Annotated in this window: 15 protein-coding genes; 7 read left to right on the forward strand and 8 right to left on the reverse strand. The window is 69.9% G+C overall.

What is annotated here, in order from left to right; genetic code table 11:
• Both VFF97_RS01195 and VFF97_RS01200 read left to right on the forward strand, forming a co-directional pair.
• A partial coding sequence (locus VFF97_RS01195) for a MarC family protein (RefSeq protein WP_325031667.1) occupies positions 1-277 on the forward strand: 277 nt, incomplete at its 5' end.
• A gap of 53 nt (positions 278-330) precedes the next feature.
• The gene (locus VFF97_RS01200; protein ID WP_325031668.1) at positions 331-1,002 is read left to right on the forward strand and encodes a VOC family protein; all 672 of its coding nucleotides are present in this window, start codon (positions 331-333) and stop codon (positions 1,000-1,002) included.
• Positions 1,003-1,020: 18 nt separating this feature from the next.
• On the opposite strand, the gene VFF97_RS01205 is transcribed toward VFF97_RS01200, so the two are convergent.
• The gene (locus VFF97_RS01205) at positions 1,021-2,046 is read right to left on the reverse strand and encodes a 1-aminocyclopropane-1-carboxylate deaminase (protein WP_325031669.1); all 1,026 of its coding nucleotides are present in this window, start codon (positions 2,044-2,046) and stop codon (positions 1,021-1,023) included.
• A 142-nt stretch (positions 2,047-2,188) separates the two neighbouring features.
• On the opposite strand from VFF97_RS01205, the gene VFF97_RS01210 reads away from it, so the two are divergent.
• Positions 2,189-2,848, forward strand: coding sequence for a GntR family transcriptional regulator (locus tag VFF97_RS01210; protein ID WP_325031670.1), 660 nt, complete (start codon positions 2,189-2,191; stop codon positions 2,846-2,848).
• 117 nt (positions 2,849-2,965) lie between these two features.
• Here the strand turns inward: VFF97_RS01210 and VFF97_RS01215 are convergent, their stop codons facing one another.
• Together VFF97_RS01215 and VFF97_RS01220 are read right to left on the reverse strand one after the other, a co-directional pair.
• Positions 2,966-3,676: an alpha/beta hydrolase gene (locus VFF97_RS01215; RefSeq protein WP_325031671.1), complete on the reverse strand. Its 711-nt coding sequence runs from the start codon at positions 3,674-3,676 to the stop codon at positions 2,966-2,968.
• 185 nt (positions 3,677-3,861) lie between these two features.
• On the reverse strand, positions 3,862-4,533 hold the full coding sequence (locus VFF97_RS01220; RefSeq protein ID WP_325031672.1) for a GAP family protein: 672 nt from the start codon (positions 4,531-4,533) through the stop codon (positions 3,862-3,864).
• Between the two features lie 62 nt (positions 4,534-4,595).
• Between VFF97_RS01220 and VFF97_RS01225 the strand changes: the two genes are divergently transcribed.
• The gene (locus tag VFF97_RS01225) at positions 4,596-4,805 is read left to right on the forward strand and encodes a hypothetical protein (protein WP_325031673.1); all 210 of its coding nucleotides are present in this window, start codon (positions 4,596-4,598) and stop codon (positions 4,803-4,805) included.
• A 10-nt stretch (positions 4,806-4,815) separates the two neighbouring features.
• Here VFF97_RS01225 and VFF97_RS01230 read toward each other — a convergent pair whose 3' ends face one another.
• From VFF97_RS01230 to VFF97_RS01240, 3 genes are all read right to left on the reverse strand, one after another.
• Positions 4,816-6,858: a VWA domain-containing protein gene (locus tag VFF97_RS01230; protein ID WP_325031674.1), complete on the reverse strand. Its 2,043-nt coding sequence runs from the start codon at positions 6,856-6,858 to the stop codon at positions 4,816-4,818.
• A 39-nt stretch (positions 6,859-6,897) separates the two neighbouring features.
• Positions 6,898-8,286, reverse strand: coding sequence for a sigma 54-interacting transcriptional regulator (locus VFF97_RS01235; RefSeq protein WP_325031675.1), 1,389 nt, complete (start codon positions 8,284-8,286; stop codon positions 6,898-6,900).
• 70 nt (positions 8,287-8,356) lie between these two features.
• Positions 8,357-8,686, reverse strand: coding sequence for a hypothetical protein (locus VFF97_RS01240; protein ID WP_325031676.1), 330 nt, complete (start codon positions 8,684-8,686; stop codon positions 8,357-8,359).
• Between the two features lie 170 nt (positions 8,687-8,856).
• Between VFF97_RS01240 and VFF97_RS01245 the strand changes: the two genes are divergently transcribed.
• Positions 8,857-9,303, forward strand: a complete 447-nt coding sequence (locus VFF97_RS01245; RefSeq protein ID WP_325031677.1) for a MarR family winged helix-turn-helix transcriptional regulator — start codon at positions 8,857-8,859, stop codon at positions 9,301-9,303.
• A gap of 24 nt (positions 9,304-9,327) precedes the next feature.
• Here the strand turns inward: VFF97_RS01245 and VFF97_RS01250 are convergent, their stop codons facing one another.
• On the reverse strand, positions 9,328-9,672 hold the full coding sequence (locus VFF97_RS01250; protein ID WP_325031678.1) for a hypothetical protein: 345 nt from the start codon (positions 9,670-9,672) through the stop codon (positions 9,328-9,330).
• A gap of 109 nt (positions 9,673-9,781) precedes the next feature.
• Between VFF97_RS01250 and VFF97_RS01255 the strand changes: the two genes are divergently transcribed.
• Both VFF97_RS01255 and VFF97_RS01260 read left to right on the forward strand, forming a co-directional pair.
• Positions 9,782-10,207, forward strand: a complete 426-nt coding sequence (locus VFF97_RS01255) for a CrcB family protein (RefSeq protein WP_325031679.1) — start codon at positions 9,782-9,784, stop codon at positions 10,205-10,207.
• Complete coding sequence (locus VFF97_RS01260) at positions 10,204-10,575, forward strand: CrcB family protein (RefSeq protein ID WP_325031680.1); 372 nt, start codon at positions 10,204-10,206, stop codon at positions 10,573-10,575. The genes VFF97_RS01255 and VFF97_RS01260 overlap by 4 nt, the downstream gene beginning before the upstream one ends.
• Before the next feature lie 12 nt (positions 10,576-10,587).
• Here the strand turns inward: VFF97_RS01260 and VFF97_RS01265 are convergent.
• The coding region (locus VFF97_RS01265; protein ID WP_325031681.1) for a hypothetical protein at positions 10,588-11,367 on the reverse strand (780 nt) is incomplete at its 5' end.

Raw genomic sequence — 11,367 nt, forward strand, 5'->3', positions numbered from 1 at the left:
CATGCCGGTCGTCGCGGGTCCGGGCGCGATCGCGCTCGTCATCGCGTTCGGCAAAGACAACCCGGGCCTCGTGGACTACCTGTGGGGCATCCTCATCATCGCGGTCTCGGCGATCGCGACCGCCGTCATCTTCTTCTTCGCCCCGTACCTCGCGAAGGCGCTGGGCCCTGCGGGCATGGAGATCTTCCAGAAGCTGTTCGGTCTCATCCTGCTCTCGATCTGCGTCGAGCAGATCCTCACGGCGATGCCGCACATCTGGCCGGGGCTCGCGGGCTGACGCGTGTCGGCGCCCCCGAGTAGGGTCGGGCGGCATCGAGCGAAGGAGCTCCCATGGGCGAGTCAGCGAGCCGGTCCGGACTGATCACGGCGGCCGAGTTCCACACGGCACCAGAGGTGTCGGACTGGCGCGGCACAGGAACCGGCCCGCAGGTCATGTACAGGGCGAGCTCCTTGGCGGATGCCGCGCGACTGGTCCCCGCGATCGTCGACGCCGCGGAGCGGTTCAGCATCCTCGCCGACGTCGACCTCCGCCCCGAGGGGGTCGTGGTGCGCGTGCCGTACCGCGATCCCGAAGGCCTCCCTGCGGCGGCACCGAAGTTCGCGGCGGCGGTCTCGGCGGCTGCCGCCGAACTGGGGCTGACGGCCGATCCCTCGCGGGTTCAGTCGGTGGGCATCTACGTCGCCCAGCATTCGCAGACCGACGCCCGGCCGTTCTTCGTCGCCGCGCTGGGATACGAGGACTTCGGCGACACGGATGCCGTCGACCCGCTGCGCTGCGGACCGCAGCTCGCTTTCAACCCGATCTCCGGCGATGTCCCGGGCAGGGGCCGCACGCACTTCGACGTGTACGTGCCCGCCGATCAGGCGCAAGCGCGAGTCGCCGCTGCGCTCGCCGCCGGGGGCCGGCTCGTGGACGACTCGCGCGCGCCGCTGTGGTGGTCGCTCGCGTCGCCCGACAACCACGGGGTCGACATCGCTGCGCACCCCGACCTGCACGACTGACGCCGGCCGCGCCTCCGGTCACGCGTGCGTGAACAGCGCGCTGTACGCGTTGAGCGCGGGCTGTCCGCCGAGGTGCGCGAAGAGCACGGTGCTGTCGCGCGGGATCTCGCCGTTCGTGACGAGCTCGATGAGCCCCGCCATCGACTTCCCCTCGTACACGGGGTCGAGGATCACCCCCTCGAGTCGGCCCGTGAGTCGGATGGCGTCGATCGTCGACTCGACGGGGATGCCGTAGCGGTCGCCGGCCCACTCGGCGCGGAGCACGATCTCGTCGTCGCGCAGCGGCCGGTCGACGCCGATCAGCGCCGCGGTGGCCCGCGCGATGCGCGTGACCTGGTTGCGCGTCTCGTCGATCTTGGCGCTCGCGTCGATTCCGATCACTCGGCGTGGGCGGCCGCCCGCATCCGCGAGCGCAGCGAACCCCGCGATCATGCCCGCGTGGGTGGAGCCCGTGACGGAGCACACGATGATGTGGTCGAAGAACACCCCGAGGTCCTGCTCCTGCTTCTGCACCTCGTAGGCCCAGTTCGCGAAGCCGAGCCCGCCCAGCGGATGGTCGGAGGCGCCGGCCGGGATCGCGTACGGCTTGCCGCCGCGCTCCTCGACGCTCGCGATCGCCTGCTTCCACGACTCCTTGAACCCGATCCCGAAACCGGCGGAGTCGAGTCGCACGTCGGCCCCCATGATGCGGCTCAGCAGGATGTTGCCGACCCGGTCGTTGACGCTGTCGGGCCAGTCGACCCATCTCTCCTGCACGAGCACCGCCGAAAGTCCCAAGTGCGCCGCGACCGCCGCCACCTGCCGGGTGTGGTTCGACTGATACCCGCCGATCGAGACGAGCGTGTCCGCCCCGTGGGCGAGCACGTCCGGGACGATGTACTCGAGCTTGCGGGTCTTGTTGCCGCCGAACGCCAGTCCGGAGTTGACGTCCTCGCGCTTCGCCCAGATCTGCGCGCCGCCGAGGTGCTCGCTGAGGCGTCGGAGAGGGTGGACGGGACTCGGCCCGAATGTGAGCGGATAGCGGGGGAAGTCGGCCAGCGGCATGGTCGCCTCGTCTCTAGGCTGCGTGCAGTACGCAATATATTACGTCGGCCCGGATGCGCGGGCACCGATGGTCCCACGCTGTGAGAGCAGGTCCGGGCGTGGCGGCTTGACGAGCGCACGGGATCGGCATGCAATACATTGCATGCCGATCCCTTCGTCCTCTCCGATGAAAGGCCGCACGCTGCTGCGGGACGACGTGTACCGCCAGCTGCGCGACGCGATCGTCGACGGCACGCTTGCGCCGGGGGAGAGCCTTCGCGACGGCGAGCTCGCCCAGTGGCTCGGAGTCAGCCGGACCCCGGTGCGCGAAGCGCTCCTGCGTCTGAGCGAGAGCGGGCTGGTCGTCGCCCGACCGGGCCGCTCCACCACCGTCGCCGTGGTGGACGAGGAGTCCGTGCGCAACGCGCGCGACGTCGTGGCAGCGATGCAAGCGCTCGCCGCCAGGCTCGGCGTGCCGCGGCTCACGGAGGAGCAGCTTCAGGCGATGCGCGATGCGAACGACCGCTTCACCACGGCCATCGAGGCGGAAGACGCGGAGGCCGCCCTGGCGGCGGATGACGCCTTCCACGATGTGCTCGTCGTCGCAGCCGAGAACCCGGCGATCGTCTCCGTGCTGGAGCAGTACACGCCCGTGGTCCGCCGAGCGGAGACGCTCCGCTTCCTGTCGATCGATCGATTCGCGTCCGCGGAACGTCACGCCCAGCTCATCGACCTGTGCGCGGCCGGCGATGCAGAGGGCGCCTCCCGGCTCGCGTTCCACACGTGGCACAGTCTTCCGGTGGGCGACCCCGGCTCCGATTGAGCCCCTGCCCGCCGGGCCCAGCCGCGAGTGCACGACTTCCCGTCGAGTGAACGGGCAACTCCCGTCGGCAGGGCGTGCGTTCGGCGAGAAGCCGTGCACTGGGCGTGAGGCGGTGCGTCAGCCGACGCCGACGAGGGCGTGCTCCGCGGCCTTGACGATCACATCGGCGACCTCGTCGGAGTGCGAGATGTAGAGCGCGTGGCTCGCGCCGGGCACCACCGTGATCTCGGCGCCGGCGCGGTTCGCCATGTGCAGCAGCATCGCCTGGTCGAACGACTGGTCCTCGCCGGCGATGATCGCCCAACTCGGCTTCGTCCGCCACGCGGCAGCCTTCACGGGCGTGGCGAACACCGACATGTCGATCGGCACCTGCGAGTCGCGAAGGAACGCGGCATCCGCATCGCTCAGGTCGGCGGCGAAGCCGATCTTGAACTTCTCCACGTTGAGGAACCCGAAGCCGTCCTCGACGGTGTGGATCGGGAAGTTCGGCGTCGGGGCGAAGCCCTCGTACTGCTGCGCAGTCGTCTGGCCCTCGTCGGGCGCGAGCGCCGAAACGTAGACGAGGCCGGCGACCTTGGGGTGCGTGCCGGCCTCGGTGATGACCGTACCGCCCCACGAGTGGCCGACGAGGATGGTCGGGCCGTCCTGCAGGTCGAGCACGCGCTGGGTCGCTGCGATGTCGTCCTCGAGCGAGGTGAGCGGGTTCTGGACGATCGAGACCCGGTAGCCGCGGCCGGTGAGGTTGTCGTAGACGCGACGCCATCCGGAGCCGTCGGCGAAAGCGCCGTGAACCAGTACGACGTTCTTGATGCCCTGGTCGTTGCTCATTGTTCTTCTCTCTTCCGGTTTGGTGGGGTGATGGTGAACAAGCGGGCTGGTCCGGCGAGCTAGCCTCACCTGCGGGCAATATATTGCATGCAGAACACACCGGCAAGAGCATCTATTCCGGGTGGTCACGGCGCGCGCGAGCGCGCGGAATCAGCGGATGTGCCGCGCCCGCGTGCGAGCGATCGTCAGAAGCCGGCGATGCCCTTGCCGATGAGGCTCACGCCGATGACGAGCAGCAGGACGGCCATGATGACCGCGTTCTCCTTCTCGAGCCAGCCGCGAAGGGCATCGAGGGGGTCGCGCAGCTTCGACGCTGCGACGAGGTACCCGACCACAGGCACGAGCACGGTCGAGGCGGCGATCACGGTGAACACCGCGATCACGAGGACGATCTCGCCGACGGCGAGGCCGGCCGAGCCGATGTCGACGCCGGCGCCCGCGCCCATCAGGAGGTTCTTCGGGTTCACCGCGGACAGCACGAATCCGAGCCCGAAGGCGACGGGGAACGTCATCTTGTCGATCGCCTGCATCCACTTCGGCATCGCCGGCTCCACGCCCCGCCGCGGCCTCTTGCGCCATTGCCCGACCGCGAGAAGCAGGAGGAGGGCGCCCAGGATGAGCTGGATCGTTCCCTGCGCCGGGTTCGAGGCATCCGAGCCCTGCTCCGGGAGAATCGACGACAGGAGCGTGAAGACGGTGACGGCGACCACGATGCCGAGGACCCAGCCCAGCAGGAAGCCGACACTCGTCACGCGCGCCCTCGGCGAGAGCAGCATGAGGATCGCGGCGATGATCGGGATGGGGCTGATCGCGACGCCGAGTGCGAGGGGAAGGATCTCTCCGATTGCTGCGCCCATGTTCGCTCCTGTCACGCACACTAGCGCGGTCGCGCGGATTCCGTCTGGCATACCCTCGAACCATGGGCGGTGGACCGGAGGGCTTCGAGTACACGGTGCGCGGCGACACCGTCGAGATCCGCCACCGCGGCCGTCTCGCGACGACGCTGCGGAGGTCGGTTGCCGCGAAGTTCCTCGACGACGTGGAGCGCGTCGATCCTCAGCTCGTGATGGCGCGGGTCACCGGCAACTACAAGCGCGGGAACGAGCGATCGGCCTCCCACCGCCCCTAACCGGCCGCGGTCACCACCACCACGAGCGGCCGCGCAGCATGTCGCCGAACTCCTCCGGCGTGCCTCGGCCGGTGTGCCGTGAGCCGAGGTAACTGTCGACGACCGCCCGACCGAGGTCGTCGAGCTCGGGCGCGACCACCTGCCCACCCGCGCGCCGCGCGAGCGCGTCGATGAAGCGTGCCAGACCGGGATCGTCGCCGAGACGGAAGAACGTCGTCTGCGCGCCGAGGCGCTGCACCGTGTCGAGCTCACGGACGGTCGCGGCGACCGTGCGGGCCGACGGCGGGTAGGCGAAGTGCGTGTTCCCGTCCTGGTCGAGGTGAGAGGTCGGCTCGCCGTCCGTCACGATGAGCAGGACCGGCTGCGCGATCGGATGCTTGCGGAAATGGCGCCCGGCGAGCATCAGGGCATGGTGCAGGTTCGTGCCCTTGTCCCATACCGCGTCCTTCGCGGTCAGCTGCTCGATGTCGATGACCTCCGCGTATCGCGCGAACGAGATGAGCTGGAGCGTGTCGCCGCGGAACCGCGTCGAGATGAGGTGGTGGAGCGCGAGCGCGGTGCGCTTCATCGGCACCCAGCGGCCGTCCATCGCCATGGAGAACGACGTGTCGACGAGCAGCGCGACCGCCGCCTGTGTGCGCTGCTCGGTCTCGACGACCTCGACGTCGCTCGTGTCGAGCCGGACTCCGCCCGACGGGTCGCCGCCGTCGGCCACGGTCCGCAGCACCGCGTTCGATATCGTGCGGGGGATGTCCCACGGCTCGGTGTCGCCGAACGCCCACTCGCGTGTCGCCCCCGTGCGGTCGCCGGCCGCTCCCGCGTGCCGGGTCTCGCGGCGTCCCGTGCGGCCGGTGCTGCGCGTCGCGACATCGCGCAGCAGCGCGCGCCCGAGCTGGCGCATCGCGCGCGGCGTGAGCCGGAGCGACCCGTCCGACGCGCGCTGCACCATGCCGGTGTCTCTCAGCTCCTGCTCGAGGTCGCGGAGCGTGCGGGCATCGACCGCCGCGTCCTCGCCGATGAGGCGCTCGAGCGCGTCGAGGTCGATGTCGTCCATACGCGCGCCGGGGTACGCCTGCGAGAGCTGATCGGTGAGCGAGTCGAGGTCCGACAGGTCCCGCATGAGGCCCGTCGCCTCCCCGAGCCCGACGGGCTCCTCGCCCGAGAACGACGCCGAGCCCGTCCAGTCCTCACTCGGCCGCAGGGAGCGCAGGTTGTCGTCGAGGCGCGCGAGCGAGCGCATGAGGTCGGGTGAGCCGAACGCCTGCTGCGAGAGGTCGATCAGTTCCTCACGCTGCTCCGGCGTCATCGAGTTGAGCATGCGCTGCGCCGCCGCCGAACGCTCGGCGAGCGCGTCGAGCAGTTCGTCGAGGTTCTTCGGATGCTCCGGGAACCGGTCCCCGTGTTTGCGCATGAACTCGTCGAAGTCCTCCTGCGTGTCCTCGCCGAGACGCCGCTTCTCGAGCAGGTCGTTGAGGTCGTTGAGCATGTCGCGGATCGCCTGCCGGTCGGCATCCGTCGCGTTCTCCAGCGCGTTCTTGAGCCCGGCGAACCGCTGGTCCAGCAGCTCACGGCCGAGAAGATCGCGGATGCGGTCGTAGTCCGCCCGGGCGCTCGGGCTCTGCCACTCGTAATCGGCGAGCTCGGTCACGGCCGCCGCCGTGCTCGCGGGCAGGTTCTCGAGTCTCATCTCGGAGAACGCCCGCACCTCGTCATCGAGATCCACGTCCTTCACGAGGTGCTTGCGCTCCTCGAGCACCGCGCGGTCCAGCAGCTCGCGGACCTCGTCGAGTGTGCCGTCGAGCCGGTGCCTGCGCACGAGCTCGGCGCGCCGCTCGCGCACGCGCCGCGCGAGGTCGTCGAGCCCCTGCTGGTCGCGGCTTCCGCGTCGCAGGTACTCGCGCACCGCGCGCTCGACCGATGTGCCCGACATGACGTCTTGGCCGATCGCCTCCAGCGCCTCCCGCACGCGCACCGGCGGGGCGAGCGGATCGCCACCCGTATAGCGCCCGTAGCGCGCGGTGTGCGCGGGCACGCGGTGGAAGCTCCGCACCATCAGCGGAGCCTTCCGAGGGGCGCGGTGCGCGGCATCCGGTCATCCATACACGGTCTCTCCTGCGACGGTGTCCTTGCCGATGCGACGCTCGAGGTAGAGCGACTCGAGCAGCAGCTCCATCGCGCCGGCGCGTTCGCTCGGGGTGTTCGCACCGAGGCGTCGCGCGGCTTCGTCGTACAGGTCGGATTCGCCGAGCACGGGCATCGCTGCGAGCACGTCCGCCGCCGAGACCTGCTCACCGGTCATGACTGTGACGCCCTCGCGCAGCGCCTCGACGAGCACGGTCGAGTCGAGACCGCGGAAGTACGAGCGGGCGGTGTCGGCGATCGCGGTGCGCAGAAGATGCTCGAGGATCGCGTGCTCGCGACCCTCCTCACCGGTCTCGAACTCGATCTTGCCGCCGAGCACGTCGACCGCGGTCTCGAGGTCGACCGGGCGCGCGACCGCGACCTCTTCGCGTTGCCGGGTCGCGCGGTGCAGCGCGGCCGCGGCGATCGTCTCGGCGCCGGCGATCGCGAAGCGCGCCGAAACACCGGCACGCTGGTCGACGGCCTCGGATTCGCGCAGGTTGCGCGTGAAGCGGGCAAGCACCTCGAGCAGGTACTCGGGCACCTCGGCGACGAGGTCGGCCTCCTGCCGGATGACCGCGATCTCCTCGGCGATCGTGAGCGGGTAGTGCGTGCGGATCTCGGCGCCGAAGCGGTCCTGCAGCGGCGTGATGATGCGTCCGCGGTTCGTGTAGTCCTCGGGGTTCGCCGTCGCGACGACGAGCACGTCGAGGTCGAGGCGCAGGAGGTACCCGCGGATCTGGATGTCGCGCTCCTCCATGACGTTCAGCAGCGACACCTGGATGCGCTCGGCGAGGTCGGGCAGCTCGTTGATCGCGACGATGCCGCGGTGGCTGCGCGGCACGAGGCCGTAGTGGATCGTCTCGGGATCGCCGAGCGATCGCCCTTCGGCGACCTTGATCGGATCGATGTCGCCGATCAGGTCGGCGACGGACGTGTCAGGAGTCGCGAGCTTCTCCGCGTAGCGCTCCGAGCGATGCTTCCAGGCGACCGGCAGGTCATCGCCGAGCTCGGCGGCCCGGCGGATCGAGACGGGTGTGATGGGGTGGAACGGATGCTCGCCGAGCTCCGAGCCCTCGATGACGGGCGACCACTCGTCCAGGAGCCCCACGAGGCTGCGCAACAGGCGCGTCTTGCCCTGACCGCGTTCGCCGAGGAGCACGATGTCGTGCCCGGCGAGGATCGCGCGTTCGAGCTGCGGGATGACCGTCGCGTCGAAGCCGTGGATGCCCGGCCACGGATCCCGCCCCTCGGCGAGCGCGGCGAGCAGGTTCTCGCGCAGCTCCTCGCGCAACGGGCGGAACGTGTGCCCTGACTCGCGCAGCTGTCCGGTCGTGGTGATCGCGGAAGGCGACGTCATGACCAGAGATTAGGTCGCCCGGAGGACATGAGGGGCCGAATCGGCGAAATCCTCATGGATCCGCGCGGGATCAGGAGATGCGGACCAGTCCCGCCTCCTCGACCCACGAGTCGACGTCGACGTTGAGTCCCCCAGAGGAGTTGGCCTGGTTGACGAAGTCCTGCAGGGCCGAAGCTCGAAGCTGCTCGGGGTCGGGCGTATCGAACACGAAGCGCAGCGGGATGGAGGGCTGCAGCCAGATGGCGGATCGGCCGGGCTGGCCGGTGCCCTCGTGGCGCCATGCGAGGGTGAAGCTCTCGCCGCGGCGCAGCTTGGTCGTGATGACCACCTTGAGGTGGGCCAGAAGACTGTCGGGAATCTCGATCGGCTCGCTCGTGCTGCCGTAGTACAGGTGCCCCATGTTCACTCCTTGATCGGCCTGAATGCGATGGGGCGACGCCGTGTGCGTCGAACTCGTCCAGGACCTCTCACACTAGCAGGTATTTCACTCATCTAGGTAAATGAGCTAAATCTTCACTGAATTAACTTCAACCGCTACACTGATCGAGATACCAAGCCGAGGAGTTATCCGTGACAACCGGACGAACGAGCCGATCGAAGGTGCGCGCGGCCCTGCTCGCCTACGTGCAGGCGCGTTCCGACGCGCTCTCGCGCGCGCGCCGCGAGCTGGGCATCGGCGAGGGCGACGCGAAGGCGCTCCTGCACATCGCGGCGAATCCCGGCATCCGTCCGTCGCAACTCCGCGATCACCTCGGGATCACGTCGCCGGGAGTCACCGCGCTCATCGACCGTCTCGTCGAACGGGGCATCGTGCGTCGCGACCTCGACCCCCACGATCGGCGCGTGAACCGCATCAGCGTGACCGTAGACCTCGCCGAGGAGCCCTGGGCGGGCCTGACGCGGTTCGACACCGCGTTCGACGACGTCGTCTCGGCCGGCGACGAAGAGGAGGCGGCGCGCTTCGCGGAGCTGCTCGAGTCGTGGACCGCGTCGACGAACGGCAGTCGGGTCGCCTGAGTCCCGCGGACTCGAGCCGATGCTTCAGGGCGCGTCGGTGCCGACGAACGAGGCCGACTTCGCCTGGAGGAACGTGCAGAGCGCGGACAGGACCTGGAGCTCGTTCGACAGCTCCATCACCGCCGCCGCGTCCAGACTGATCGACTCGTCGCGCGGCTCCATCGTGACCACCCATCGCGGGGAGTACGGAGCGTCGGGGTGCACGTAGATCGACGTCGACGCGTTCGCGAGCTGCATCCCGACGAGGCCGGTGTTCGCCCCGTCCTCGCCGTCCTGCTGCATGACCTTGACCGAGCCGGCGATCGTGTACCCCAGCGAGCGGAACTCGCCCAGCCACTCCTCGAGGGTCTCCTTGCTTCGGAAGGGCATCGCGCGACTCTTTCTCGACGGCACGGGCGACCGTCCTGAGCCAAATGTAGGCGCTCGTCCGCGATTCGCCTACCGTCGTCTCACGCGTGTGATGCGGCAGAGTGGTGCTGTGCGCTTCGTCGGTCTGGCTCTTCTCGTCGCCGTCGGCGCGACGGTCGGCACGCTCCTCCGGGCCTCGATCGAGCTCGTGTTCCCGCACGCGCCGGGGGAGTGGCCGTGGGCGACGTTCGCGATCAACATCCTCGGGGGCCTCGCGCTGGGCGCGCTCATCGAGGCACTGGCGCTGCGCGGTCCCGATACCGGGAGACGGCGGATGCTGCGCCTCGGCGTGGGCACGGGCGTGGTCGGGGGCTTCACGACCTACAGCACGTTCGTCGTCGAGATCGACCGGCTCGCGACCGCGGGCGCCGTGTCGATGGCGCTCGTGTACACGCTCGCGAGCGTCGTGCTGGGCGTCGTCGCCGCGGCGATCGGCGCGGGGGTCGCGGCATCCGTCTTCGGTCGTCGTGAACCAGAGGGGGAGGGCGCCGCATGATCCTCGTGCTGACGGCGCTCGCGGGCGGTCTGGGCGGGGCGCTGCGGTTCCTCGTCGACACCGGTGTGGGGCGTGTGAATCGCACGTCGGTGCCGCTCGGGACGATCGTCGTCAACGCGACGGCGTGCTTCGCGCTGGGTCTCGTGACGGCGTCCGCGTCGGCGCACTTCGGAGCGGACGACGTGCGGTCGATCCTCGGGGTCGGGCTCCTCGGCGGCTACTCCACCTTCAGCACGGCGTCGGTCGAGGCGCTCGGTCTGCTGCGCAAGGGGCGCTGGCTCGCGGCGATCGCGCACGCAGGCGGCATGCTCGTCGCGAGCATCGGCGCTTCGGTGCTCGGCCTGCTCGCGGGCGCCCTCATCCCGTGAGCGCGGTGCCGGTCAGAGGTAGATCTCGTCCGCGAACACGAGTCGCTGCTCCCACACGGGAGGCGGTGCGGCCGTGCCGACCGGGGAGTCGGCGAGGGGATCGCCGGGGAACCTCTCCCATTCCTCGACCGTGACCCGCCAGCCGGATGCCTCGGGCCCCGGCCGTCGCAGCGGGATCTCCTCGTCGTCCGAACCGAGGGTCGTGCCCCATGCGATGAGGTGCTCCGCCGGCTGGTAGTTCGCCACGACGAGCCTGCGCGTGTCGACGGTGATCCACCCCAGGTCGCCCGGCATCCCGGGGTCTGCCTTCTGCAGTCGCGCGACGACGAGCCTGCCCAGCTCGATCGATGCGAGGTCGGCGGCGACCGGGTCGTGCGCCGGTCCATGCCGCACCGGCACGGGACCGCTCACCACGACGCGCACCTCGTGCTCGTCGAGCCGGCTCACCAGGGCTGTGCGCTCGGGCGGAACCTGCACGTAGTCCGTCGACACGGGGCTCGAGAGCTCCAGGCCGGGGACGCTCTCGGGCTGATACCGCGCCACGGCGAGCCGCAGGAACGGCCACGACACGGCGCCCGGGTTGAGCGCGACGTCGACGTACCAGAGCCTGCGCTCGGGGTTGTACTGCGGGCGATAGGCGAGCACCGACGCCGTGTACGTCTTCGTGTCGCCGGCAGCGGTCGGCAGCGGCAGACCGGTCTCGGCGCCGACGGGCTCGCCGGGGGTCCACACGTCATCGACCCCGGCGACGCGCCAGAAGTCGACGAGCGTGAGGGGCGAGAGGTGCGGGTT

Origin of the sequence: Microbacterium sp., from assembly GCF_035687345.1 — a bacterium.
In the GTDB taxonomy this organism is placed as follows: Bacteria; Actinomycetota; Actinomycetes; order Actinomycetales; family Microbacteriaceae; genus Microbacterium.

Coding starts and splice junctions, on each gene's coding strand:
- VFF97_RS01200 (WP_325031668.1), top strand. CDS start 331: ATGGGCGAGTCAGCGAGCCGGTCCGGACTGATCACGGCGGCCGAGTTC.
- VFF97_RS01205 (WP_325031669.1), bottom strand. CDS start 2,046: ATGCCGCTGGCCGACTTCCCCCGCTATCCGCTCACATTCGGGCCGAGT.
- VFF97_RS01210 (WP_325031670.1), top strand. CDS start 2,189: ATGCCGATCCCTTCGTCCTCTCCGATGAAAGGCCGCACGCTGCTGCGG.
- VFF97_RS01215 (WP_325031671.1), bottom strand. CDS start 3,676: ATGAGCAACGACCAGGGCATCAAGAACGTCGTACTGGTTCACGGCGCT.
- VFF97_RS01220 (WP_325031672.1), bottom strand. CDS start 4,533: ATGGGCGCAGCAATCGGAGAGATCCTTCCCCTCGCACTCGGCGTCGCG.
- VFF97_RS01225 (WP_325031673.1), top strand. CDS start 4,596: ATGGGCGGTGGACCGGAGGGCTTCGAGTACACGGTGCGCGGCGACACC.
- VFF97_RS01230 (WP_325031674.1), bottom strand. CDS start 6,858: ATGGTGCGGAGCTTCCACCGCGTGCCCGCGCACACCGCGCGCTACGGG.
- VFF97_RS01235 (WP_325031675.1), bottom strand. CDS start 8,286: ATGACGTCGCCTTCCGCGATCACCACGACCGGACAGCTGCGCGAGTCA.
- VFF97_RS01240 (WP_325031676.1), bottom strand. CDS start 8,686: ATGGGGCACCTGTACTACGGCAGCACGAGCGAGCCGATCGAGATTCCC.
- VFF97_RS01250 (WP_325031678.1), bottom strand. CDS start 9,672: ATGCCCTTCCGAAGCAAGGAGACCCTCGAGGAGTGGCTGGGCGAGTTC.
- VFF97_RS01260 (WP_325031680.1), top strand. CDS start 10,204: ATGATCCTCGTGCTGACGGCGCTCGCGGGCGGTCTGGGCGGGGCGCTG.